Below are 24,105 nucleotides of genomic sequence, written 5' to 3'. Positions count from 1 at the left end.
AATGATTGCACTTAATACTTGAATTCAAGAACTTAAAATAGATAACCTTTTTGATAAATCATATCGAAATTTTTTAGATACTTATAAAGGTTACACATTAGGAATGGGGCGAAATGTTCGTCTATCTGTATCCATTCCTTTGATATAACCCTGTGGAGATTAAAATGAAATACCTCGTCAAGCTCAGCTTTTATTCAATTATATTAGGTACACTCGCAACAGTGATGTTAGATATTTGGAATTGGAGCCGACATTACCTATTTGATACCCCGCTGACCAAATATGAGTTTATAGGCCGGTGGATGCTTTATATGCTTGATGGACAGTTTTACCATGCTTCTATAAAAGCATCTCCAGCACTGCCCTATGAGCTATTAGCTGGCTGGTTAGGTCATTATTTTATAGGTATTGTATTTGCTGCCCTTTTACTACTTGTATTTGGATTAAAATGGCTTGAAAAGCCAACATTCAAACCTGCAATAATTATAGGTATGGTTACCGTTGGAATACCTTATTTAATCATGCAACCGGGTATGGGAATGGGTATTGCCGGTTACTTAACTCCCAACCCCATGTCTGTTATTGCAAAGGTAATTGTATCTCATGTTGCTTTTGGAGTTGCACTTTACCTCGGTGGAATATTAATCAAAAGCGTTAAAACTAACAGGTAAAACCAATGTAATAAGTTTCACATCAACCGTATTGCTGTCAGCTGAAAACTAAAAGCGAGAGGCTTTATGAAAAATATCATATCTAATATTCTGAATTTACTACTTTATAACCAAAAGGTGACCTATGAAATACACTGAAAAATTCCAAAACTTGGCAAATATAGCCCAAACTCAAGTCGAAAAAGTAGAAGCCAATACGGTCAACAAGTTGATTGCATCGGGGGCAATAGCAGTTGATATAAGAGACCCTGATGAACATGCAAATGGCCATATTACAGGCTCGTTAAATATAAGTCGGGGGAAATTGGAAATGCTCATAGAATCTAAGGTTCCAGATTTAAATACTGAAATATTATGCTACTGCAATGCTAATAACCGAGGGGCATTATCGGCGGCCACCCTCAAGTCTATGGGTTATGTAAATGCGAAATACATTTCAGGTGGTCTAAATGAATACAAAAAAGTAGTATAAGAATTAATTAGATTCTTGTTACTGATGCTTATCCTGTAAACACCCTAAAGGGATGGGGTGTGAGGGCTCACCCGGAGATGAAGCAATAAAGTTACCGTTAAATTGCGTATACGTTAGATCTGACGATAAACCTCGAATACTCACTGTCGAGCCCCCACCGCCATCACGGTTAATAAGTGCTTAACTCCTAAGTTTTCAGCCATACCGGAGCGAATGCTACGCACTTCTATATCTGCATCATCTTTCTTCACAGGAGCTTGCTGCTCGGCAAAGACATCACTTACAACAGATAAACAAAGCGTTGATATTATAAATATTGATGCAAGACGCGATAAGGGGTAATTATTGCAAGTACTCATGATAATTATCTATGGTTCCGTTTTATGCGTCTTTATTCTTAGCGTCTATGCTATTGATAATATTAATAGTTGGTCAAAAATTATTGCTGAGTTTACTTACCACTAACTTAATGATCTCTTAATTCAAGCTCGCAAACTACTTATAAGAACAACAACAAAAAAGCAGATAAAATTACTTTTACCTGCTTATAGACTTACACTATTTGGTTGGTGGGGTTGTTTATTTGACTAAAAGTGGTCCGAGAATTTCTGACATTAATGACTCTGGCGGTAAACCCATTTGCATTTTTACAGCACCTTTCGAATCATGATAAAAAGTAGCTGGTGTTGCCCTTGCACCAACCGACATCATTATTTGATGGTTTTTCATTAATTGCGTGTTTATATGCTCAGGCATATTTTTAAGTGGCTGTAGAGTTCGTGCTAAACTATTATTTTCAAACTTTCTTAATACATCTTCAGGATTGCTTGCATTCATAATAGCTCCAGCTTTCCCTAAACTATCGGCCTTTAAAATCCCCACTAAAATATGACGTATTTGTACATCACCAGCGTCAACCCAAGGTCGAGCATTTTGCCAAAACTTTCTGCAATAAGGGCAATTTGGATCAGTAAACGTATAAACAATTCGTTTTGCCGAGGGAGACCCATCAAGGATCCAATGACTATTTTCTAATACTTTCCAATCTTTTTGTGCTTTAGGGCCTGTAGTATAGTCGTTTACAGCTTGCTCACCTATATTATTACCTTTGGCATCCAGCATGGAACCGGTAAACAAATACTGGTCATCATCGGTCAAATATACAGTAATGACTTGCCCTTTAAAGTCAGCAACGTAGCCGGTCATATTGGCCGGTGCCGCAAACTCACTAACTATTTCAGCCCCCTGCGCTGTTAATAGCTTGAGCGGCGTGGGGAGTGTTTTTTGCTCAGCTATTAAAGGCGAAGTAAATGATAAAAACACGAGTAAAAAAAATAACTTCATGGATATTCCTTATTGCGCAGATTGTTGATCTATATCTTGAATGTAATGACGTAAGCTCGCTTGCGAAAGCTCCCCCATATGACTGGTCACTAGTTTGCCATCACGGCTATAAAACAGCGTTGTTGGCAGCCCTGCTGCACCCGACTCACGACTAACAGTACTGCTTTGATCAAAAAACATATTTTGTAAATCGAGCTGTTCAGCAGCAATAAACTTTTGCACTGTAAATAAATCTTCACCTTGGTTAACAAAGACAAACGTCACATCTGGGTTATTTTTTTGTGCGGCCTGTAATACTGGCATTTCTTTACGACATGGAGGGCACCAAGACGCCCAAAAGTTAATTACTACAGGCTTACCTTTAAATGTCTGTAAGTTAACTTGTTGGCCTTGAATATTATGTACTGGTGATTGCGGCAGTTCGACTCCCGCTTTATAAATAAACACGGCAAAGCTAGGCACCATAATGACAAATAACGACACAACTGAGGCTATACAGTAGGTTTTTATGACCGCTTTTTTACCCCTGGTATATAACGCCAAGACTAGCGCACCAGCCACCCAACCATAAGCAGGCATAAAGCCGCCATCGCTTATATTAATAAGTTGCCACCAATTTTCTTGATAGGCATCCCACATAGTCAAAACAAATATTAAGCGCGCAGTGGTAACCCCCACTACAAATGCTTTAAATGTATTATCTAATATTATTTTTTGTTGCGTCTGCTTACGAGTTTGTAAATAAATAACCCCCAAAAACACTCCTAAACCTAATAAAGTAATAAGCTGTGAAATCGCAATAACAAGTGGTCCGAGAGAAATACTTAACATAGCTATAAGTCTTCTTTAAATATGATTAACCGCTATAGTATATAAAGACTTAATTAAGCCAATATTAAGATGAAATATTAATAATAAATAAACACATAGTACTTACTTAGCGCTTGTTTTTAATTGGCTTCAACAGGTATGCTAGTGGCTTTAATAAGACAAAGTTAACTTTGTTTCAGGCGTTTATTTTGCAGAGCAGATAGCATGTTTATATTATTGGTAGAAGATGATGAGGTGATAGCCGATGCTATTTGTACTTACTTGGCACATCAAGGTTTAGCTGTAGAGCATGTTATGTCACTTGAAGCCGCCACTACTTATATTGAATCAAGTCACTTTGATTTATGTATTTTAGACTTAAACCTACCCGACGGTAATGGCATTGATTGGCTTTGTAGCTTACGCAGTAAGCGTTTTTCTCTACCGGTGCTTATTCTTACAGCCAGCGATACAATTGATGATAAAATCACAGGGTTAAAAAAAGGTGCTGACGATTATTTAGTAAAACCTTTCGATCTCAGAGAGTTACAGGCTCGGTTATTAAGTCTAAAACGCCGCTCCAGCGACAGGCTCAGTAATACAATTCATCACGGCATGCTGCAATACGATTTAGAGCAACACAAAGCATTACTAAATGGCGTATTAATTTCATTATCACGTAACGAAGACCTATTACTGCAAACATTTTTAAATAACCCACAGCGCGTATTAACACAAAACCAATTAAAAAACGTGCTTTATGGTGTCTGTGATGACGTGGCGAGTAACGCACTTAATGTACATATTTTTAATTTACGTAAAAAGTTAGGCACACAGGCAATTGAAACAATCCGCGGGCTTGGTTTTAGGCTCGGAAAAATAGAGACAAAGCCATCATGAGCTTGCGTTTAAGATTAACGATTTTAGTTGCTGCGGTTTTTTTAGGGTTTTGGGTAGTAGCCAGTGTTTGGATGATATCGGGTTTAAACAATAAGTTAGAAGTTAACTTTGATCAACGTTTGCGATCCACCGCCATGATGTTAAGTAATATATTACCCCATGTCCCCAAAGACACGCTCAATAAAAACCTCCCGGGGCTCATAAACGCTAACAGCGTAAACACAGAAAATGGCCTGAGCTGCCAAATTAGCTCATTACAAGGCAAAATAATTGCCAGCAGTAACAGCCACTCACTCCCAAATAAAACAAACTCAAACCAAGGCTTTAACTATTTAAGTTCTAAACAATCACAGTGGCGTACGTTTACCTTAATTACCCCGCAATATAAAATTACTATTGCCGATAAAGTATCCAACCGAGACGAGCTTTATCACAACTTACTCATTAGCATACTCATTCCTCCGGCGTTAGCTATTTTCGTTGCGCTGGTCTTGCTGTGGTTTGCCATAGGTAGAGGTTTACGGCCAATAAACTCATTGATTCACGCACTGGAAAAACGCGGCAGTCACGACTTAGAGCCTATACGGTTAAAGCAGCCGTCAAAAGAGTTACAACCTCTAATAAATAGTCAAAATGCATTAATGGAACGCTTAGCAGAAGGGATCAGCCGTGAAAAGCATTTTACCAGTAACGCTGCGCATGAACTAAAAACTCCACTTACAGGTATTTTAGCGCAAATACAATTGGCAGAACTAACCCATGAAACCACCCAACAAAAAGCATTAGCGCAGGCTAAAAAAAGTGCACAAAGGTTAAATACTATTTTAACCAACTTGTTAGTACTCGCTCAGATAGATGCCGACACGCCCATGCAGCTTACAGAGCCTTGGTCGCTTGAATCATTAATCACTGCAGTGGTAACTGAATCCAATTACAATACCGCACGCTTAGACTACAATATAACAGCAGGCCAAGATGTCTTCTGCATTCCATCAGTTATGTTCACTATAGCATTTCGTAATTTACTTGATAACGCACTAAAATATAGTCCAGCTAATACACAAGTTACTTTAAACGCCGACTTAACCGCTGATGTACTAACAATAACTATCTGTAATCACGGTCATATAAACTCTGATAACTTAGCCAATATGACCACCCGTTTTTGGCGCCAAAACACGGAAAGTGGAACTGGCTTAGGCTTATCTATTGTCGCCAGTATAGCCAAAAAATATCAAGGTTCACTCACACTTAAAAATTACGATATGTTATTTGTTGCAGAGTTTAAAGTGCCCGCTAACCAGTATTATCAAAGGTAGGTCAACAAAGGACGTACTCCTAGATCACCTTATTCCTACCACTCGCTCTTTATCATTTGTTAAGGATAAAGTGCTGGACACATGCGAGGTTACTAACGCCACAGGTTTGTAGAGATTGCGTTAACCAATATGGATATTTTAGAACCCAATGGCAAAATCAGTTCTTACGCCACTGTATTATTCATGAGTGTGCCTTGTTATCCGAATGCCATCGAATGAACTATTAAAATCACAAGAACAAGTTCACGATGCATACCTTATAACCAAGGAGATAGTAGACGATAGCAATACACGAATGAGCTTTTCACCAAAGGAGGTTACCTCTACATAATTGAATAAAGCGACTGATATTCTTAATAGTCCAGATAGCGCTAGATTGTTCTTAAATGAAAGGGCCAAACGAAGTAGTAATCTTGCCAAACAAATACGTCCTGTCTGTCCGCCAGATACAACACCTCCGGTTTCACCCAACCAATAATTTAAACCATCAGGTAAATTAATCGCTCACTAGTATAGCTCTACTGTTTTTTGAACTGACTATATATAAAAATTCATTGTGCTAATACTAAACGCAATATTATTTACACTAATTAGCTGCTTTTAGTTGTTTTATTAGTGTAAACGCGCCACGAATATCACCCACATTAAATCCAATTGCTTTATCTTCAGGGTAGTAATGCTGAATAACTTTTTTAACTTCAGGTGTAACTGAGGAACCATGACAAGCCAAGCACAAACCGCCGGTTGGTATAGCTTTCATGTAACGAAAGCTTTGTTCATCGTAACTCGACTTAGCCAATGTATTAACCTCAATACCTTGCTGTTTGAGTTCTTCAAAATCAGCCAGCGTTTGTAACTCCCATTCATCAGCTGTATTGCTAGTGTTTCTGGTGCGTAAGCTAGTACGGCCAACAGTCCAACCGTCAGTTGACAACTGCTCAGCGATTTTTGGTGCCTGCTCGCTACACACTTTTACACCAGCGCTGAGCCCTCCTTTATTTATAGCTGACTTTAACTGCGACTTTAAACTGCTCGAGAATTCTTTTATTCGCTTTTGTGCTTCTTGCTCTAATACACTTTTATCATTTTCACCAAGTGATGCTGAGTTTACAGTTAAAGGAATAAAACCCATGATTAAAATTAAAAGTAAGTAGTTTTTTAGCATTTCTCTTCCCTCTGAGCTCTTGTAAAATGGATTAACTATAAAAATAGCTATAATTTTAAAGCTGATTTAGTGGTACTTTTAAATAGCTTACGCCGTTATTATCTGCAGTTGGAAAATTACCAGCCCTCACATTAAGTTGGATTGCAGGCAAAATAAGGCGTGGCATAGATAACGTTTTATCACGTGTTTCACGCATTTCTATAAATTGCTCTTTTATTACGTTGTTATTGACATGGATATTAGACTCCTTTTGCTCTTTAACCGTTACGCTATGGCGATAATCTCGACCTTCGTTTGGGTAGTCATGGCATACTTGAATCGTTGTTCCATCCGGCAAAGCCAATACTTTTTTTATCGAGTCAAAAAGCTGTGAACTGCTCCCACCCGGAAAGTCACAACGCGCAGTTCCAACGTCCGGCATAAAAATTGTATCTCCAACAAATACAACACTTTCATCAATTAAATACGCCAAGTCGGCAGGCGTATGTCCAGGTGTATGCATTACTCGGATAGTAAGTTCACCTATATGAAATATTTCACCATCTTTAAATAATTTATCGAACTGAGTTCCATTTGGTAGAAATTCTTTTTCTAGGTTAAATAACGTTTTAAATGTTTTTTGAACCGTTTTAATATGTTCACCAATCCCAATTTTTGCATCAAATACCCTTTTGAAAAATGGTGCGCCTGAAATATGATCAGCATGTGCGTGGGTTTCTAGCACCCACTCAAGGTTTAGCTCATTTTTCTTAATATAATTCGCTATTTTCTCAACACCCTCCTCTGAAGTGCGACCAGACTTGTAATCAAAGTCTAAAACGGGATCTATAACTATGGCTTTTTTTGTTTTTTTATCAAAAACTACATAGCTAAATGTTTCACTATCATTATCTAAAAATTCTTGTATGTGGTAATTCATATTCATAGTTTTTCTCCTAAATAGCCCAAGGAGGAATACTTGGGCTAAGGTTACTTAAATAAATACTAAAGAGACTTTTTACTAAAATACCAATCTACGTAGTCATAGCCTTTATCTTTACGACCTGCAGCATCTTCTACTGTATGTGGTGGTGGTACTATAACAGGCTCGCCTTCTACCCAATTCTCTGGTGTAGCTACTGAATTCTCATCACTTGTTTGTAGTGCTTTAACTAAACGTAAAAATTCATTTACTGAGCGACCATTACTCATTGGGTAATAAACCATCGCGCGCATTACACCTTCAGGGTCAATGATAAAGGTAGCTCGTACAGCTGCAGTATCACTTGCGCCAGGTTGAACCATGCCGTAAGCATGAGCCACTTCCATTGAAAGGTCAGCTATAATTGGGAAAGGTATATTCACACCGAAGTTTTCTTCAATGTTACGTACCCAAGCAATATGCGCATGAATGCTATCAATCGATAAACCTAATAATTCAGTATTCATCGCTGAAAATTCTTCTGCTGCGTTTGCAAAACCCATGAACTCAGTAGTACATACCGGAGTAAAGTCTGCTGGATGTGAGAAAAGCACTAACCACTTACCTTTGTAATCTTCAAGTGTGCGATTACCGTGTGTTGTCTTCGCACTAAATGCAGGTGCTGGCTTGTTTAGTTGTGGGAACTGTAATTGTCTTTCATTTTGTTCAGTCATAACATTCTCCTAATTGGTGTTTATCGTTTTGACAAGATTAATAATGCATAAGCATATAACTAAAAGAAATATACAAAAATCGATTAACTTAATCAATATTTTCGATGAAAGAGTAAGCTTTAAGAGCTCAATAAAATTAACAACATCGAAAATGGAACTAAATTTTATAAAGTATTTATCTTTTATATTAGAAGATCCTAATATAAAATAAAGCTCTTTATAGATAATTTTATTTCATGAGGAAATTAAAAAATGCAACCAAAAGAAATATCTGCCAAAGAAGCTTTCACACTAATTGAAAGAGAGGATATGGGGATAATTGATGTTCGTGAGCCTGCAGAACACACGGCTTCGCACATCAATCATTCCCTTTGAGCAAACTAAAAGGAGAAGATATTAAACATGAGAAAAGCGCTTATATAATATATTGTCAAAAAGGCGGTCGTGGTAAAAGTGTATGTGAAAAGTTACTTGCTCATAACCCAGAGTTGAATATATACAATATCACCGGAGGCATAAATGAGTGGGTCAATGAAGGATATAATGTTCGTAAAGGTGAAAAATCAAGTTTGCCACTAGATCGTCAAGTTCAATTATCTATAAGTACTTTATTACTGGCTTTCTGTGCTCTTTCTTTAACAATTTCAACCACTTTCATTTGGCCAATAATATTTGTTGCAGCAGGCTTGTTTATCGCTGGCGCAACCGGCTTTTGTAGCCTAGCAAGAATTATAGCATTGATGCCGTGGAACCAGAGAGTGTGATTAAAAACAAATGTCCTCAATTACTGAATTAAAAAAAGGTAAATTCTATGCGAATATTAACCGTCATCTTATTATTGGCTTCTACGATCAGTTTCAGTGCCTTTGCAAACGATAATAAAGCAGATCCTAAACCTAACCTTTTATCATTTATAACATCTGACAACACACAGACTCAGTTAATGGGTATGGTTTTATCATTACAAGCTTTAAAACAAGGTCCAGAGGTCAATATCCTTTTATGTGGGCAAGCCAGCGATATTGCATTAATCGATGCTCCTCAATCAGTTCTAACATAACTAAAGCCGAAAAATATGAGTCCACAAAGATTAATGAGAAACATTATAAAAATGGGGGGGACAGTTCAAGTTTGTGCTCTTTATCTACCTAATAAAGGTGTTAAAAACACTGACTTAATTGAAGATATTCCCCCTGCTTTACCTCCCCACATAGCTAAAAAGATGCTTGATACTGACACAAAAGTCATATCATTTTAATTACTGTGAGTAATTGGTTCTGGCATTACGGTTCGTATTGTCCTGAATCAACATAAATCTAGAGCGTGTTGATCCCTCAAGCTCTATTCTTTTAGAAGCTATTCATGCTAAGTGTGTTTAGCTTTTATACTGTTGCAATACAGATTCAAGAATACCTACACCACGACTCTACTAGGTTAAAAACCAATCACAGTAGTAAGACGAATCTCATAAGAACAGCAACCATTAGGCTAAATTAAGGTGACAATTTTATTTATATGAGTCTAAAACTGAAACTTTTAATCTTAGCTTTAAATAAGCAATTTTTAATTGCTGAGGTTATAGACTCTAATAGTTATGTGCTTTAATTTATTTGTTAATACAATTTGCCGTTTAAGGCTGCTTTTAAAATACTAACCAAGTGCCGACGAGTTACGTAAAATCATAGCACAAAATTACAGCCGCGAATTATGCTTTTATTGCAGTTTTTGGTTATTGATCTGAATCAATATCACATTAAATGTTTTAGCTAGAGCAAGTTAGACTCATTTTTTACTTGCAGTTTTTGTACTAAAAAATCGACTGCGGCTTTTACTTTTGGCACTAAATAGCGTTGCTTTTGATAGAGCAAATACACGGCCATTTCAGCATCTTGACTAATGGTGAGTGGGTGTTCAAAGTTAAGCTCTTGCAACTGGCCAGATTCAAGGTATGAGGCCAGTGCCCAGCGAGTTGACATTAAAATACCTTCCCCGTTGCAAGCCTTTTTTGCCAACCACGAACCATTATTTGAAATTACAACCGCAGGCCCTGAAACATCATGCCATTGATCATTTATATTACATAACCAAGGAGTGGGCCCAAACGGTGCTTTAAAATAAAGTCCTTTATGTTGTTTTAATTCCATGACATCTGTAGGCGTGCCGTATTTGTTCAAGTAGGCAGGTGCAGCCACAGGAATAAAGCCATTGTCCATGAGCTTTATTGCGAGCACTCGCTCATTGGGTGCATACCCGCCACGAATAGCAATGTCTACATCATCACGGCCCAGTGTTGATAACTCATCACTTAAACTGACATCTAATATAATTTCAGGGTATAGCGCACTGAATTCATCAAGTAATGGAAGCAGTATTTTGTCGCCAAAACTGACCATCGAACTGATGGATAAGCGACCCATTGGGGTTGTTTGATAGCTACGTACGGTTTCGTTACTTTGCGCTAACTGAGCTAAAATTTGCTGCATGTCATTATAATATATTTGCCCTACTTCAGTTAACTTTACTAACCGGGTTGAGCGTTTTAATAATGTTGCACCTAAGCTTTTTTCTAAATCGGCAACTCGGCGTGATAACGAAGACGGCGGCACCTTAAAAAAATGAGCGGCTTTAGTAAAGCTGCCAGTTTCGACCACTTTACTGAAATAACGAATTGCGCGCAGTTGATCCACATTACTCTCCAAAAATTAAGCTATAACACTTTACCTATTATTGTTTAAAAAGCAAAAGTGATTCGCTTTTACCCCTATATATACATAGATAAAAACAAGTAATAATAGTTGTAACTTAAATTTGTAGCGGTTTTATTTAGCTATTTGCGCTCATCATTTTAATAATGGAATGTAACTTATGATCACTTTGCACGGTTTTGCTGCCAGTAACTATTACAACTTAGTTAAACATGTCTTGTTATACAAACAGGTTCCATTTGAAGAACACCTTGTTTATGGAGGCAGTGAAGAGCTGATGGCACTTAACCCTGCAGGTAAAGTGCCTGTTATTACAACACCTGAAGGGCATAATATTTCAGAATCGAGTGTTATCTGTGATTTTATTGAGCAGACTTACCCTAGCATTGCGCTCTACCCAGAGGATGCGACTGAACGTGCCGTTGTTAAACAAATAATGAAAGTAGCAGAGTTGTATTTAGAGCTACCAAGTAGACGATTTATACCTTACGCGCTTTCTGGCACAGATATTCCCGATTCAGTTAAAAACGAAGTTCGCCAAGTTTTAAACCGTGGCGTAATGGCGCTACGCCACTTATGTAAATTTTCACCTTGGCTTAGGGGTGAGCAGTTCACTATGGCCGACATCTATGTGTATTACGTAAATACTATTGTGAATAGCTTTGCAACCAAACAACTTGATTGGGATGTACTTGCTGATATACCTGGAATGAAACAGTGGGAAGAGGCTATGCGCCAATCAGATATTACCCAAGCGGTTGAAGACGCTCGCCAAGCCAATTTGCCCGAGTTTATGCAAAAAGTAACCGCACAGATTCAAGCAGCACATGCCAGTAAATAACATAGCAACAAGCCTTTAAATTCCCTAAAAGGTTTAACACATTTAATTTTTTGCAGGAGCAAAACTATGTCAAATAACAATATTCAACTTACATCAACCATTAGCGAAGACAATAAACTTACACTGGCATTACACAATATTGAAATACCAACACCGGGTGCCGATGAAGTGGTTATTCGTATTGAAGCAGCACCATTAAATCCATCCGATTTAGGGGTTATGTTTGGCGCTGCCGATATGTCTACAGCAACTCAGTCAGGCACTGAACAATCGCCGGCCATTGTTGCTGATGTACCCGCGCAAGCCATGCCTTCATTAGCTAAGCGAGTAGGTAAAGCCATTCCTGTAGGTAATGAAGGAGCCGGAACGGTCATCGCAGCAGGTTCATCAGAGGCAGCTCAAGCACTTATGGGTAAAACAGTGGCTGTTATTGGTGGTGGTACATATCGTCAATATTTATCTGCCAACGTACAAAGCTGCTTAGAGCTTAAAGAAGGAACAACCGCGAAAGAAGGCGCGTCGTCTTTTGTAAACCCACTTACAGCACTGGCAATGGTTGAAACAATGCGCGCAGAAGGGCATAAAGCAATTATACATGCAGCTGCGGCATCAAACCTTGGTCAAATGCTGAATCGTATTTGTATTGCAGATGGTATCGATTTAATTAATATCGTACGTAAACCAGAGCAAGAAACGCTATTGCGTAATATGGGTGCCAAATACGTGGTGAACTCAAGTAGTGAAAGCTTCATTGCCGATTTAACAGCTGCAATTACCGAAACAGGTGCCACCATTGCCTTTGACCCTATTGGCGGCGGCCAATTAACAAGTGACATTCTTAATTGTATGGAAGTCGCTGCAGCAAAAGACATGAAAGAGCATAGTGTGTATGGCTCTGATACTTTTAAACAAGTGTATATTTATGGCGCATTAGATCGCGGTCCAATTACCCTTAATCGTAATTTTGGTTTTGCGTGGGGCGTAAATGGTTTCTTACTATTTAATGCATTAGGAAAGCTTGGCACCAATACCGTGGTTGCAATGCGTAAACGTATCGCTGATGAAATTACCACCACATTTGCAAGCAATTACACTCACGAGGTGTCATTAACGCAAGCACTGCAGTTACAATCATTAGAAGCTTATTCAAAACAAGCAACGGGTGAAAAATACTTAATTACCCCGCAGCAATAACCTTAATAAAAGCTCACTGTTACTTCATGTAACAGTGAGTATCTAATGCAATCATTAATCCTCACTGATACTATTAAAGACGCGTTAATAACATAAAGTTTTATTTGATAAGTGACTCTAATGGCATCTAATTACTCCCTCGACGATTTACGTTCTTTTTGTACCATCGTTAAACTTGGAAGCTTTAAACAAGCAGCAGCAAGCTTAGGTATTTCACTATCAACCTTGAGCCGTAGAGTAAACTTACTCGAGCAATCCTTACAACTTCGGTTACTTAATCGCGATGCTCATCGTGTGACTTTAACTCATAGCGGTGAAACCTATTTCGAACGATACAGTAAAGTATTTAGTGAACTTGATGACATCGAGCAAACATTGCGTGACGACAAACATCAAGCAAAAGGTAAAATTAGGATCACAGCCCCTATCTATAGCGGTAAACAATTTTTAAGCGCGTTATTTTGTGATTTTTTATTAAAATACCCAGATATCCAACTAGACCTACGTTTTTCAAATGAGCTTATTGATATCGAAAAGTACGGAATTGATATTGCTTTTAGAGTTAGAAACCCTGCCATCGATAACTGGGTAGTCAGGCAATTAAAGCTGACACGAAATGTACTATGCTGCCATATAAATCAGCCACACAGTCACATTACCCATCCTTCGCAATTAGTTAATGAGCCAAAAGTAACCTGCGTAGGTTTAACGCCATGGCAATTAAAAAATCAATTAACAGGTGAACAGTTTAGCTTTGCACCTACTGATAATATAAAACTACATGTTGACGAAATTCAGATGATGGAAGAAGCTGTAAAATCTGGAATAGGCATTAGCTACATGCCAGATTATATCGCGCTCCCCTTAATTGAGTCAGGTAAACTAAAGCGTATTTTGCCTGATTGGCAAAGTGAGCAGCAGCCGTTTTCAATGCTCTATCGCGATAGAGAGCACATCCCCTACCGCGTACGATTATTAATAGAATATATACTGCAACACTTTTAATTTATGTTGCAGTGATTACCTTCACCACCACAAAGGCAAAACTCAGAACGACAGTGGTTAAAATACAAATTAAAAGCTAAGCCTAAGCACCACAACACCAAGCAGTGCAGCCGTCAATCCAATGATCTCTTGACGGCTAAATGACTCTTTTAAAACAATGCGAGAATAAAGCAAAATAATCAGAATATTCATTCCTGAAATCGCTGAAACTAACCCCGTACTTCCAATTGCAAAGGCCGAAATGATAGCCACCATTCCAGCGACATTTGTCAAACCTATGAGTAATCCACACGCAAACGTTTTTGCTGCAGACCATCCGTTATGTAAGCTTTCGTCTTCATCATGATGTTGTTGTGTACGCTTTAAAAACCAACTCAAAGCAAACAAAACGCTTCCACAACCAAACATTGAGGTTAAGGTCGCAAATGTATCAGCTTCTAATAAGGTCGACTGCTTGCCCATTAAGTCATTAAACGCAAAAGCTAATGCAGCCAGTAACCCCCACTGCGCACCTTGTAAATTACTCCAAGAAATATCATTCGAGTATCGAATAATATATAAGCCAGCAAAAATGATAAAAAAGCCGAACAGCTGAAAGCCCGTGAGTGTTTCTTGCCACAGTAGAAAGGCAAATAGAAGAACAAATAAAGGAGTCAGCCCTGATAAAATACTGATCAATGACGCTTTACCCACTGAAAACCCTTTATGTAAAAACCCATTTGCAGCAAAAGATCCAACCCCAAGAGCCAAACCCACAGCTAAATCAGCCCAGCCATACCATGTTTGTTCAAGAACAAAAGTGCCTATGATACTGATAACAAAGCCAACAAAAAACACGCCAAACAGCAGTAAATTGCGGTTAATCTTTTGTTGTGATGTCCATTGATACATTACCCCCCGCAGACCAAAAAATACGGTGGCGAGCAATGCAAAAATTATCCACATAGTCATTTCCTAACGTTCTGATTGATGAAAATGCGCGCTGAAAAGCGTTTCGCTATATCACATAAGCGCACGTACAAATTAAGACCGCCAGTATAGGGAAATTTTAAATTTTATAAATAAGCGCAAATGAAATGCTAGATTCCATAAATAAAACCTACATAACTAATAATTAACTTTAGAACTGATAAAATATCTCAATACGGTGACTCTTAATCAAACTAATCCAACATTAAATAGCATATTAATTTTTAGGTTTAACTTACATTACAACATTAAATAGAACACACCCCTTGACATTATATTTTTAAGCAATATGATTGTTTAAAACAAAGAGGAAATAATGTTTACTTTAATTTCAAAACTGCAAAAAACAAATCTCACCTTCGACATTTAAGCCGAGTGTATTAATACACTCGGCAGTTTCACTGTATCTATTAAAATCTAAAATTTAGTTTATTTTTTGTGGGGATTACTCCGTGTTTCCTTCGCTGTTCGAGTATAAAAAATTTATCAATCCTAAATTAAAATATAAAATTAATTTAGGGAGCACAGCAATATTATTGCACCCGTTAAAGCTAGCGCATTTATTACAAAAAGTTGAGTACTCTGAAAGACCTTGGTCTAAGTTCAGTCCACACGTACAGGTTAATAGTACTGTGGTTATTAGGCACACTGTCACAGGTTATAAATACCGAATTACATTAGTAGCGCCAGAACAACATGGTGTAACTCCAAATGCTGTTTCATTTCATTCTCTTATTGGGATCGCTCTTTTAGGCCATAAAGTAGGTCATATATTTGAGTGTGTTGAAGGTGGGGTTACTCACTGCTGGGAAATAATAGCAATTAATGTTAAGGAGAAAATATAGAATAAATCATTTCAGTTTTTTATTTTAAATTTTTATATATTTGATTGGAGTTATTTATAATGAGTAAAGAAAAACCTAAAAAACAAGCTAAACACAGCTTAAAAGAAAAGCGAAAGCTACGCAAAGAAAAACTAAAAACCCCTGAAAAATAAAACTCAACCTTAATAAAGTCGCAAACTCGGAATTGTAAAATTCCGAGTCTTTTAGCACTGTAAAATACGTTCAATTTTATCATTAACTATTATAATAAAGTCAAAAAAAATGAAAATAGTTATACTCTAAATGGGTTACGCGTATCTTGGTTTTCGTCTAGATTACGCATTAAGATAGCGTGCTCTAAATCAATGCTTTCAGGCAGCCGAATTTTTACAACGTGGCCTGAGCCTTTAGCATCAGTGATACAATCGCCTTTTTTGTTCTGCATCATTTCAAGAGTAAAGGTGATATTGCCTTTTGGCGTCATTAGCTCTAATGAGTGCCCAACACAGAATTTATTTTTTACCTCTATTTCAACCAAACCATCAGCATGTCGCCCTATTACTTCACCAACAAATTGTTGTTTGTCTGATACAGAATGGCCGTATTCATAGTTTTGATAATCTTGATGAGCATGGCGCTTTAAAAAACCTTCGGTGTAACCGCGATGAGCTAGGCTTTCGAGTGTTTTAAATAAATCAGCATCAAATGGACGACCAGCTACGGCATCGTCTATCGCTTTACGATAAACCTGCGCTGTGCGGGCAACATAATAAAAAGACTTAGTACGGCCTTCTATTTTAAAGCTGTGTACGCCCATTTTTGTTAATTGCTCAACATACTGTACTGCTCGCAGGTCTTTTGAGTTCATGATATAAGTGCCATGTTCGTCTTCAAACGCAGGCATATACTCACCTGGGCGGCCGTGCTCTTCAAGCATAAACACATTGTTACTTGGGCTGCCCTCTCCTAAAGTAGGTATTACTGCTTTAGGATCTATTTTATGAACCATTTCGCCAGTTTCGTTTTCGGTACCTGGTTTTACATCGTATTCCCAGCGACAGGCATTAGTACACGTGCCTTGGTTTGGATCGCGCTTATTTATATAACCTGAAAGTAAGCAACGCCCTGAATACGCCATACATAATGCACCATGCACAAAGACTTCGAGCTCTGTTTCTGGGCATAACTGACGAATTTCAGCGATTTCTTCAAGCGATAACTCGCGCGATAAAATGACTCGCTCAATGCCCTGTTTGGCCCAAAACTTAACGCTTGCAAAGTTTACTGCATTCGCTTGTACCGATAGATGAATAGGCATATCGGGCCATTTTTCACGAACTAGCATGATTAAACCAGGATCCGACATGATCAAAGCATCTGGCTTCATCGCAATCACGGGCTCTATATCACGTAAGTACGATTTTACTTTGGCATTGTGCGGTGCAATGTTTGAAACCACATAAAACTTTTTATTCAATGCATGGGCTTCATCAATACCTATTTTTAATGTTTCAAGATCAAACTCATTGTTGCGCACGCGCAAACTATAGCGTGGCTGGCCGGCATACACTGCATCAGCTCCGTAAGCAAACGCGTAACGCATATTTTTTAAACTGCCAGCAGGAGAGAGCAACTCTGGTGTAAAAGTATTTGAAGGGGTAATTGACGACATGTGCGCTCCATACATCGAACTGAGTACAAATCAGTTGCATGAGTAATAAAGCGCGGCAGTATAAGGTTAGTTATATTTACCTATGTTGATCAAGATCATAAAACGCGGTTTTCTATTTTAGCTGATTGGCAAATTGGCTTACTGCATCAACCACTAGTTGTGCGCCTTTTTTAATGTCATTCATTACACTACCTGACTCAGTCGATAAATCGAGCCCCTCTTGCGCCTTGCTTTTACCTTGTTCAATGGCCGCGACTGTCGATTGAGTTAAGTTTTGGTTTTGTTGAACAACCTCTACAATTTCTTCAGTGGCTTTACTGGTTCTTGATGCTAAATGACGAACTTCATCAGCTACAACAGCAAAGCCACGACCTTGCTCACCTGCTCTTGCCGCTTCTATTGCAGCATTTAAGGCGAGTAAATTGGTTTGATCTGCGATACTACTGATACTTTGCACTATACTAGCTATTAATTGTGATTGCTTATCTAAGGCTGATATTTCATCGCCGGCTTGCGCCATTTGCACCGCAAGTTCATTCATAACTTTAACCGTTTGCTCAATAACCGCTTCACCTTGTTTGGCCAAGCTTTCTGTTTCTGTTGAAGTGCTATAAGCAATATCGGCTGCTTGTACAATAGCAAGCTCTCGCTCAACCTGTTCAGTAATCACTGTTGCAAACTTAACTACCTTATATAATTCATTATGTTCATTAAAAATAGGGTTATAAGACGCCTCTAACCAAACAGTACAGCCATGTCGATCAACTCTTTTAAAACGGTCGGCGACGTATTTCCCTGCTTTTAACTGCTGCCAAAATGCAGCATATTCAGCTGAAGTTGCTTCTTCAGGCTCACAAAACATGCGATGATGCTGCCCCAGAATTTCATTTTCTGAGTAACCCATTCCAGCTAAAAAATGTTCATTTGCTTTGAGCACAATGCCATCGGTATTAAACTCAATAACGGCCATAGAGCGATGTAACGCATTTATTAAGTCTTGATGCTCACGAGAAGATTCAATAGTACGAGTAAGCACTGTAGAGTGAAGTGTAAACTCAATTAAAACTTTATTTTCATCAAATATCGGTTGTAATATACTTCTCAACCACACCTGTTCACCACTAGCATTTACAAGTTGTAAGGCGCCTACCCAGTGCTCTTGTTTTTCAATTGCATTTTTTAATCCCTTAAAGTGAGCTGTGGTTTTAGCGTTATCAGGTACAAAGTTAAATAATTCTTTATTAATCAGTTGCCCGTGAGAATACCCCAATGCAAGTTCAAAGTTTGTATTTTGATGGCTTATTCTACCTGTGCCGTCAATCTCCAGTACTAGCATCTCCTCATCTAAGCTTTTTTTAACTTGTTGTTGCCTAAATAGCTGACTTTTCATGTCATCAATTTGGCGTTGCAGTGCACGATTAAAAAACATACTTTCATCCTAATAAAGAAAGTTTACTAGCCCAAAGAATATAAAAACTATAGTTTATACTTATCTAAATGTCTTTCAGACTCAAATAAGCTTTGTAGGTTAAAATTAAATGTGACTGAGGTAGATGGCTTTGTTTTCAATCCAGTATCACATCATTAAAACCAAACACAGCCTTATAAAGAGGTAAACTTAGCAAAAACAAAGATATAAATTATATTTACTGACGACAAAAAACAATAATAGTTTATCTATTGTTATTATAATTACCACTTTTTAAAAACTTATTTTTTACATCATAAAATTGTCATTGAAGCCTTATTTAATAAAATTAGGAATTTTTCCATAAAGCGCGTATAATTCGCGCCCGTTAATATTCACACTTTTACTTAAAAATTATTGGAGCATAAAGATGGCTTTAGAGCGTACTTTCTCAATCGTAAAACCTGATGCAGTAGCTAAAAACCACATTGGCGCTATCTACAACCGTTTCGAAACTGCTGGCCTTAAAATCGTTGCAGCTAAAATGGTTCACCTTTCACAAGAGAAAGCTGAAGGTTTCTACGCTGAGCACAGCGAGCGTCCTTTCTTTGGTGCTTTAGTTTCTTTCATGACATCTGGCCCAGTAATGGTTACTGTTCTTGAAGGCGAAAACGCTGTTCTTAAAAACCGCGAAATCATGGGTGCTACTAACCCTGCTGAAGCACTAGCTGGTACTTTACGTGCAGACTACGCTGATAGCATCGACGAAAACGCTGTTCACGGTTCTGACGCTGTTGAATCTGCTGCTCGCGAAATCGCGTACTTCTTTGCTGACGAAGAGCTTTGCCCACGTACTCGTTAATTCGAACGCGTTAAGCAAAATAAAAAGGGCTTTCGGGCCCTTTTTTAGTGATTAGCTAAGCAATTAACAATGTTTAGCTAATGACTAAACTGGTCGAATTGTGTACAATTCATCCCCGTAAATTTTATCACCACCGTCACTGATTGAGGTTGTTTCATGACCGAGCAAAAAAAGATTAACTTATTAGATTTAAACCGAGATGCAATGCGTGAGCTTTTTGTATCATTCGGTGAAAAGCCATTTCGTGGCGATCAGGTGATGAAATGGATTTATCATTTTGGCGTTGATAACTTCGACGACATGAGCAACGTAAATAAAAAGCTTAAAGAAAAGCTTAAAAACGAATGCGAAATTGTTGCACCAGAAATATCTGTACGCCAACAAGCGAGCGACGGCACAATCAAATACGCATTAGTGCTTGAAGGCGGCCAAGAAGTAGAAGCTGTGTGGATCCCAGAAAAAGAACGTGCAACTTTGTGTGTATCATCACAAGTTGGCTGCGCATTAGAATGTACTTTCTGCTCAACAGCACAACAAGGCTTTAATCGTAACCTCAAAGTATCTGAGATTATCGGCCAAGTTTGGCGCGTAGCAAAAGATATCGGCCTTGATGGTAATAGCGAAAAACGCCCAGTCACCAACGTTGTGATGATGGGTATGGGTGAGCCATTACTCAACGTTAAAAACGTGGTCCCGGCGATGGAACTAATGATGGATGACTGGGGTTTTGGTTTATCGAAACGCCGCGTAACCTTGAGTACCTCGGGTGTGGTACCTGCACTTGATTTATTAAAAGAAAAAATCGACGTTGCGCTGGCAATTTCTCTGCATGCGCCTGATAACGCACTGCGTGACATTTTAGTTCCAATCAATAAAAAGTACCCTATTGAAGAATTTTTAGCAGCGTGTCGTCGTTATATTGATGGCTCAAAAGCGAATAAAGACGTCACTATTGAATATGTAATGCTCAATGGTGTGAACGACAGCACTGATCAAGCCCACGAACTTGTTAAAACACTAAAAGGCACACCGTCTAAAGTAAACCTTATTCCGTTTAACCCGTTCCCAGGTAATGAATACACTCGTTCAAGTAACAGCCGTATCGACCGTTTCTCTAAGGTACTGCAAGCTGGCGGCATTACGTGTATTGTGCGCCGTACTCGAGGGGACGATATCGACGCAGCATGCGGCCAGTTAGCTGGCGATGTTGTAGACCGTACCAAACGTATGGCAAAGAAGAAAATGCGTGATGAAAACGCAATATCGGTAAATATCCAGCAAGCTTAAACGCCAAAAGCGCTTGTGTTTAATGCATTTAATTATAAAAAATTGATGCAACACAAGTGCTTTTCGGTAAGATAGGCGAATATGGATAATAATAAGAGATAAGGTAATGCGATCTTTACTTGCTGTAACGGCCAGTGTCATAGCGCTTAGTGGCTGTGTGACTGAAAACAGTTACGAAGGCAATGACAAGCCTGTTGTTGAAAATAAAATTAATAATACCGGGGCAGCTCGCACTCGCATTGCACTGGCATTAGAATATTTAAATACAGGTAACAGCTCGCAAGCAAAGTACAACCTTGAACGAGCTGCTACGTTTGCTCCCGACCTCCCTGAAGTCCACTACTCTTTTGCATATTATTATCAACAAGTAGGCGAAAATACGCTTGCCGACAATGCTTACCAAAAAGCGATAAAAATAAACCCAAATGATCCTAATACCCGTAATAATTACGGAGTATTCTTATGCGGCATAAATGAATACGATCGCGCCACTGAGCAATTATTAAAAGCAATCGAAATACCAAGCTATATTCGTGTTGCCGAAAGTTACGAGAATCTCGCATTATGTGCCATCGAATTTGATGACTTTGATAATGCAGAAAGCTATTTTAGATCTGCAATAAATCATAGCTCAATGCGTGCTCCATCTTTAATAGGCTTATCTGCTTTGTACTACGCTAAAAGTGATTTGCACCGAGCCCAAGAAGTACTCAAACGCTTTGAAAAATCAGGACAAGTATCGTCTCGCTCTTTATTTTTAAGCTATTTAATTGAGCAGCGCATGGGCCATATTGAAAAAGCCGAAACCACCGCAGCAACAATTTTACAAACATACCCAACGTCTAACGAAGCAGTATTAATTCGCGAACAACAATTTAAGCGAAGTGAGTTTGAAATACTGCGTTTGCAATACCGTCAAGCAAAGTTAGATGAGTTAAAAGCTGACAGCCCACAGGGGGTTGTAAGCTCAGAACCTAAAATTCGTATTATAAAAAAGAAAAAAGCGCCAGTAGCCAGGGCGCAAACAACCAATAATCAAACTGCGGCTATGAGCACTAAAACACCTGTAGTAAACGAGCAAATAACCTCCAGCAGCGCTAATGTAGCTGCGAGCTTAGTCGGGAGTACTTCAGCTCTACACCAAAATAACATTGCTACTAATTCAGAGGTCGCACAGCAACCGCTCACGAGCGAAACAGCGGCTAATATCCCCGCCGCTATCGATATAACTGCTGCCAAGGTCGACACCAGTGCAGTACTAAGCGCATTAACACTAGCGAGTGTGTCGAAAACGACAGTACAGCCCTCAGCTAAAAACAATAATGAAGTAAACGATACCAAAGCGGTGATGTCTGCGTTAGCAATCAAGCCTGCACCAACGCAAAATACCAGCGCTAAAACAAAGCCTGCTACAGGGTTTTATACTTCAGAAGTTAAAACTCTGAACGTGTCGGCAACCCCCGTGCCTACGGTACATTTAGCAACGCAAAAAAAAGAGACTCAAAACACGCTAACGGCGACACAACTAGAACCTAAAGACGGTGTTAAGATAGTGTCGTTTAGCTCACCGAACGCAGAGTCAAAACCAGTATCGGGTAATACATCCGCGACCACATTTACAGCTAGCAGCACGCAGTTAAATGAAGGCGAAAAAGTAGTGTTCTATCAGCCGACCAAAAATACTGCTGTTTTTGCGAATCAAAATAGTCGCTATGCCACAGTACCAGATATAAAGTTTAGCGATAATAGCTCGCTCAACCAGGCACCTATGCTTAATCCACAAATCCCACAACTGACTACGCCGTACCATGTTTTACAAGATGGTGAAAACCTCTTTAGCATTTCGGTGCGATACAATGTTAAACTACAAAAATTACTCCAATGGAATGGCTTGAGAGAATCTGATCGGGTGGTCAATGGGACTAAGATTTACCTTAATGACCCCAATATTTATTATAAAATAAACGCGGGTGATACTTTATATAGTATTGCCACTGAGCGTCGCTTGTTAATTGATCAGTTAATGCGATGGAATAAATTAAGCCCAGATGTCGCACTCAAACCTGGGCATAGACTATTACTAGTGGACCCTGAATCATACGCATTATGAATGATGAAAATACAGAATCAACAACGCAAAGCCTCGGTGAAACCTTAAAACAAGGGCGAGAAGCTGCGAACGTTAGTCTTGAACAGCTAACAAAAAAGTTAAAGTTATCGGTGTTGCAATTACAACGTCTAGAAAATGACGAACACCATTTGTTAGGCCCAGCCACCTTTGTTAAAGGGTATGCTAAAAGCTATTGTCGTGAATTTAATTTAGACACAACGGCAATAATGGCTGCGTTTCCTAAGCAACAAGAAACATTTAAAAAAACCCAGATGCAGAGTTTTTCTAAACGCACAGAAAAAGAAGCACACGATAGCCGATTAATGCTCGTAAGTTATGTGATTTTAGCGATTGTTATTGGCTCATCTGCTTTGTGGTGGTGGCAAAACTCTACACCATTAAATGAGCAAGTGGTCACTCAATCTTTATCAGGATTTACTAACAACACTAGCTCAGAAAACACAACGTCTGAGCCCGTTAATATTGCAGTTCAAAACCAAGCTGAATTAGCTGGTCCTGATGAACTAGCTGCTGAAACAGATCTTGATACCCAGCAGCAAGATTCACTTTCGCCGCCGCAAGTATTAGAGCAAACAACAACTCAAGCTAAAAATGTACCTAAGCAAGCTAACAGAACGCAAACCCAACCTGAGAATACTGGGTTAAGTACAATAGTTATGCACTTCAACGAAGACAGCTGGGTAGAAATTCATGATGGTGAAGGTGAAAAAGTAGCCTTTGGTGTCAAAAAAGCTGGATATGAAATGACTGTAATAGGTAAAGCACCTTTTGCAGTGGTATTAGGAAAACACCAAGCTGTTGAAGTAACACTCAATGGCGAAAGCGTTGATATTTCGCACTTTCCAAAAAACCGTTTAGCCAAATTTAATTTACCGTTAGCAGAGTAGTCGC

General features: G+C 38.7%; 25 protein-coding genes and 1 pseudogene. 16 read left to right on the top strand and 10 right to left on the bottom strand.

Translation table 11 applies throughout. The features are described from left to right. Nucleotides 1-164: 164 nt before the first annotated feature. Nucleotides 165-671, top strand: a complete 507-nt coding sequence (locus B5G52_RS19725; RefSeq protein WP_087534337.1) for a DUF2938 family protein — start codon at nucleotides 165-167, stop codon at nucleotides 669-671. A 124-nt stretch (nucleotides 672-795) separates the two neighbouring features. After that, a complete protein-coding gene (locus tag B5G52_RS19720; RefSeq protein ID WP_087534336.1) occupies nucleotides 796-1,143 on the top strand; it encodes a rhodanese-like domain-containing protein in 348 nt (115 codons plus the stop codon). Nucleotides 1,144-1,203: 60 nt separating this feature from the next. Here the strand turns inward: B5G52_RS19720 and B5G52_RS19715 are convergent. The 3 genes and pseudogenes from B5G52_RS19715 to B5G52_RS19705 form a co-directional block, all read right to left on the bottom strand. Next, nucleotides 1,204-1,502: pseudogene (locus B5G52_RS19715) on the bottom strand (TonB-dependent receptor); the annotation flags it as partial. Nucleotides 1,503-1,722: 220 nt separating this feature from the next. Then, the gene (dsbG, locus tag B5G52_RS19710) at nucleotides 1,723-2,487 is read right to left on the bottom strand and encodes a thiol:disulfide interchange protein DsbG (protein ID WP_087534335.1); all 765 of its coding nucleotides are present in this window, start codon (nucleotides 2,485-2,487) and stop codon (nucleotides 1,723-1,725) included. A gap of 9 nt (nucleotides 2,488-2,496) precedes the next feature. Beyond that, nucleotides 2,497-3,318: a TlpA disulfide reductase family protein gene (locus B5G52_RS19705; RefSeq protein WP_087534334.1), complete on the bottom strand. Its 822-nt coding sequence runs from the start codon at nucleotides 3,316-3,318 to the stop codon at nucleotides 2,497-2,499. A gap of 204 nt (nucleotides 3,319-3,522) precedes the next feature. Here B5G52_RS19705 and B5G52_RS19700 point away from each other — a divergent pair, with 204 nt between their 5' ends. Both B5G52_RS19700 and B5G52_RS19695 read left to right on the top strand, forming a co-directional pair. Further along, nucleotides 3,523-4,197: a response regulator transcription factor gene (locus tag B5G52_RS19700; protein ID WP_087534333.1), complete on the top strand. Its 675-nt coding sequence runs from the start codon at nucleotides 3,523-3,525 to the stop codon at nucleotides 4,195-4,197. After that, complete coding sequence (locus tag B5G52_RS19695) at nucleotides 4,194-5,516, top strand: ATP-binding protein (protein ID WP_087534332.1); 1,323 nt, start codon at nucleotides 4,194-4,196, stop codon at nucleotides 5,514-5,516. The genes B5G52_RS19700 and B5G52_RS19695 overlap by 4 nt, the downstream gene beginning before the upstream one ends. Before the next feature lie 586 nt (nucleotides 5,517-6,102). Here the strand turns inward: B5G52_RS19695 and B5G52_RS19685 are convergent. From B5G52_RS19685 to B5G52_RS19675, 3 genes are read right to left on the bottom strand one after another with little or no spacing between them, the layout of a single operon-like run. Next, nucleotides 6,103-6,681: a DUF3365 domain-containing protein gene (locus B5G52_RS19685; RefSeq protein ID WP_087534330.1), complete on the bottom strand. Its 579-nt coding sequence runs from the start codon at nucleotides 6,679-6,681 to the stop codon at nucleotides 6,103-6,105. Nucleotides 6,682-6,736: 55 nt separating this feature from the next. Continuing rightward, complete coding sequence (locus B5G52_RS19680; protein ID WP_087534329.1) at nucleotides 6,737-7,606, bottom strand: MBL fold metallo-hydrolase; 870 nt, start codon at nucleotides 7,604-7,606, stop codon at nucleotides 6,737-6,739. A gap of 59 nt (nucleotides 7,607-7,665) precedes the next feature. Further along, nucleotides 7,666-8,316, bottom strand: a complete 651-nt coding sequence (locus B5G52_RS19675; RefSeq protein ID WP_087534328.1) for a peroxiredoxin — start codon at nucleotides 8,314-8,316, stop codon at nucleotides 7,666-7,668. A gap of 252 nt (nucleotides 8,317-8,568) precedes the next feature. Between B5G52_RS19675 and B5G52_RS22435 the strand changes: the two genes are divergently transcribed. The 4 genes from B5G52_RS22435 to B5G52_RS22230 are packed head-to-tail and all read left to right on the top strand — an operon-like array spanning nucleotide 8,569 to nucleotide 9,574. After that, complete coding sequence (locus B5G52_RS22435; RefSeq protein WP_254911251.1) at nucleotides 8,569-8,691, top strand: hypothetical protein; 123 nt, start codon at nucleotides 8,569-8,571, stop codon at nucleotides 8,689-8,691. Beyond that, a complete protein-coding gene (locus tag B5G52_RS19670; protein ID WP_087534327.1) occupies nucleotides 8,688-9,080 on the top strand; it encodes a rhodanese-like domain-containing protein in 393 nt (130 codons plus the stop codon). The genes B5G52_RS22435 and B5G52_RS19670 overlap by 4 nt, the downstream gene beginning before the upstream one ends. A gap of 47 nt (nucleotides 9,081-9,127) precedes the next feature. Further along, on the top strand, nucleotides 9,128-9,376 hold the full coding sequence (locus B5G52_RS22235; protein WP_217896195.1) for a hypothetical protein: 249 nt from the start codon (nucleotides 9,128-9,130) through the stop codon (nucleotides 9,374-9,376). Between the two features lie 15 nt (nucleotides 9,377-9,391). Next, nucleotides 9,392-9,574, top strand: coding sequence for a hypothetical protein (locus tag B5G52_RS22230; protein WP_217896194.1), 183 nt, complete (start codon nucleotides 9,392-9,394; stop codon nucleotides 9,572-9,574). Nucleotides 9,575-10,082: 508 nt separating this feature from the next. Here the strand turns inward: B5G52_RS22230 and B5G52_RS19660 are convergent. Continuing rightward, nucleotides 10,083-11,003 carry a LysR family transcriptional regulator gene (locus B5G52_RS19660; protein WP_087534326.1) on the bottom strand — a complete coding sequence of 307 codons (921 nt, stop codon included), beginning with the start codon at nucleotides 11,001-11,003 and terminating at the stop codon, nucleotides 10,083-10,085. 178 nt (nucleotides 11,004-11,181) lie between these two features. Here B5G52_RS19660 and B5G52_RS19655 point away from each other — a divergent pair, with 178 nt between their 5' ends. From B5G52_RS19655 to B5G52_RS19645, 3 genes are all read left to right on the top strand, one after another. Further along, on the top strand, nucleotides 11,182-11,862 hold the full coding sequence (locus B5G52_RS19655; RefSeq protein ID WP_087534325.1) for a glutathione S-transferase family protein: 681 nt from the start codon (nucleotides 11,182-11,184) through the stop codon (nucleotides 11,860-11,862). 66 nt (nucleotides 11,863-11,928) lie between these two features. After that, on the top strand, nucleotides 11,929-13,056 hold the full coding sequence (locus tag B5G52_RS19650) for a zinc-binding dehydrogenase (RefSeq protein ID WP_087534324.1): 1,128 nt from the start codon (nucleotides 11,929-11,931) through the stop codon (nucleotides 13,054-13,056). A 120-nt stretch (nucleotides 13,057-13,176) separates the two neighbouring features. After that, complete coding sequence (locus B5G52_RS19645; protein WP_087534323.1) at nucleotides 13,177-14,061, top strand: LysR family transcriptional regulator; 885 nt, start codon at nucleotides 13,177-13,179, stop codon at nucleotides 14,059-14,061. Between the two features lie 69 nt (nucleotides 14,062-14,130). On the opposite strand, the gene B5G52_RS19640 is transcribed toward B5G52_RS19645, so the two are convergent. Next, nucleotides 14,131-15,006, bottom strand: a complete 876-nt coding sequence (locus B5G52_RS19640; protein WP_087534322.1) for an EamA family transporter — start codon at nucleotides 15,004-15,006, stop codon at nucleotides 14,131-14,133. 560 nt (nucleotides 15,007-15,566) lie between these two features. Between B5G52_RS19640 and B5G52_RS19635 the strand changes: the two genes are divergently transcribed. After that, nucleotides 15,567-15,875 (top strand): GreA/GreB family elongation factor, encoded by a 309-nt coding sequence (locus B5G52_RS19635; RefSeq protein WP_176372593.1) that lies wholly within the window; start codon nucleotides 15,567-15,569, stop codon nucleotides 15,873-15,875. A 271-nt stretch (nucleotides 15,876-16,146) separates the two neighbouring features. On the opposite strand, the gene yegQ is transcribed toward B5G52_RS19635, so the two are convergent. Beyond that, nucleotides 16,147-17,526: a tRNA 5-hydroxyuridine modification protein YegQ gene (yegQ, locus tag B5G52_RS19630; protein ID WP_087534320.1), complete on the bottom strand. Its 1,380-nt coding sequence runs from the start codon at nucleotides 17,524-17,526 to the stop codon at nucleotides 16,147-16,149. A gap of 112 nt (nucleotides 17,527-17,638) precedes the next feature. After that, nucleotides 17,639-18,955: a PAS domain-containing methyl-accepting chemotaxis protein gene (locus B5G52_RS19625; RefSeq protein WP_087534319.1), complete on the bottom strand. Its 1,317-nt coding sequence runs from the start codon at nucleotides 18,953-18,955 to the stop codon at nucleotides 17,639-17,641. 409 nt (nucleotides 18,956-19,364) lie between these two features. Here B5G52_RS19625 and ndk point away from each other — a divergent pair, with 409 nt between their 5' ends. From ndk to B5G52_RS19605, 4 genes are all read left to right on the top strand, one after another. Then, entirely contained in the window at nucleotides 19,365-19,796 is a 432-nt protein-coding gene (gene ndk, locus B5G52_RS19620; RefSeq protein ID WP_008111339.1) for a nucleoside-diphosphate kinase, read from the top strand. A gap of 156 nt (nucleotides 19,797-19,952) precedes the next feature. Beyond that, nucleotides 19,953-21,083, top strand: coding sequence for a bifunctional tRNA (adenosine(37)-C2)-methyltransferase TrmG/ribosomal RNA large subunit methyltransferase RlmN (locus tag B5G52_RS19615; RefSeq protein WP_087534318.1), 1,131 nt, complete (start codon nucleotides 19,953-19,955; stop codon nucleotides 21,081-21,083). A gap of 106 nt (nucleotides 21,084-21,189) precedes the next feature. After that, nucleotides 21,190-23,193: a type IV pilus biogenesis/stability protein PilW gene (gene pilW / locus B5G52_RS19610; RefSeq protein WP_087534317.1), complete on the top strand. Its 2,004-nt coding sequence runs from the start codon at nucleotides 21,190-21,192 to the stop codon at nucleotides 23,191-23,193. Further along, nucleotides 23,190-24,101 carry a RodZ domain-containing protein gene (locus B5G52_RS19605; protein ID WP_087534316.1) on the top strand — a complete coding sequence of 304 codons (912 nt, stop codon included), beginning with the start codon at nucleotides 23,190-23,192 and terminating at the stop codon, nucleotides 24,099-24,101. The genes pilW and B5G52_RS19605 overlap by 4 nt, the downstream gene beginning before the upstream one ends. Nucleotides 24,102-24,105 lie beyond the last annotated feature (4 nt).

Source organism: Pseudoalteromonas sp. A601 (assembly GCF_002165575.1).
Taxonomy (GTDB): Bacteria; Pseudomonadota; Gammaproteobacteria; order Enterobacterales; family Alteromonadaceae; genus Pseudoalteromonas.
The sequence above is the reverse complement of the archived record's forward strand: the minus strand, read 5'-3'. Positions and strand labels throughout refer to the sequence as shown.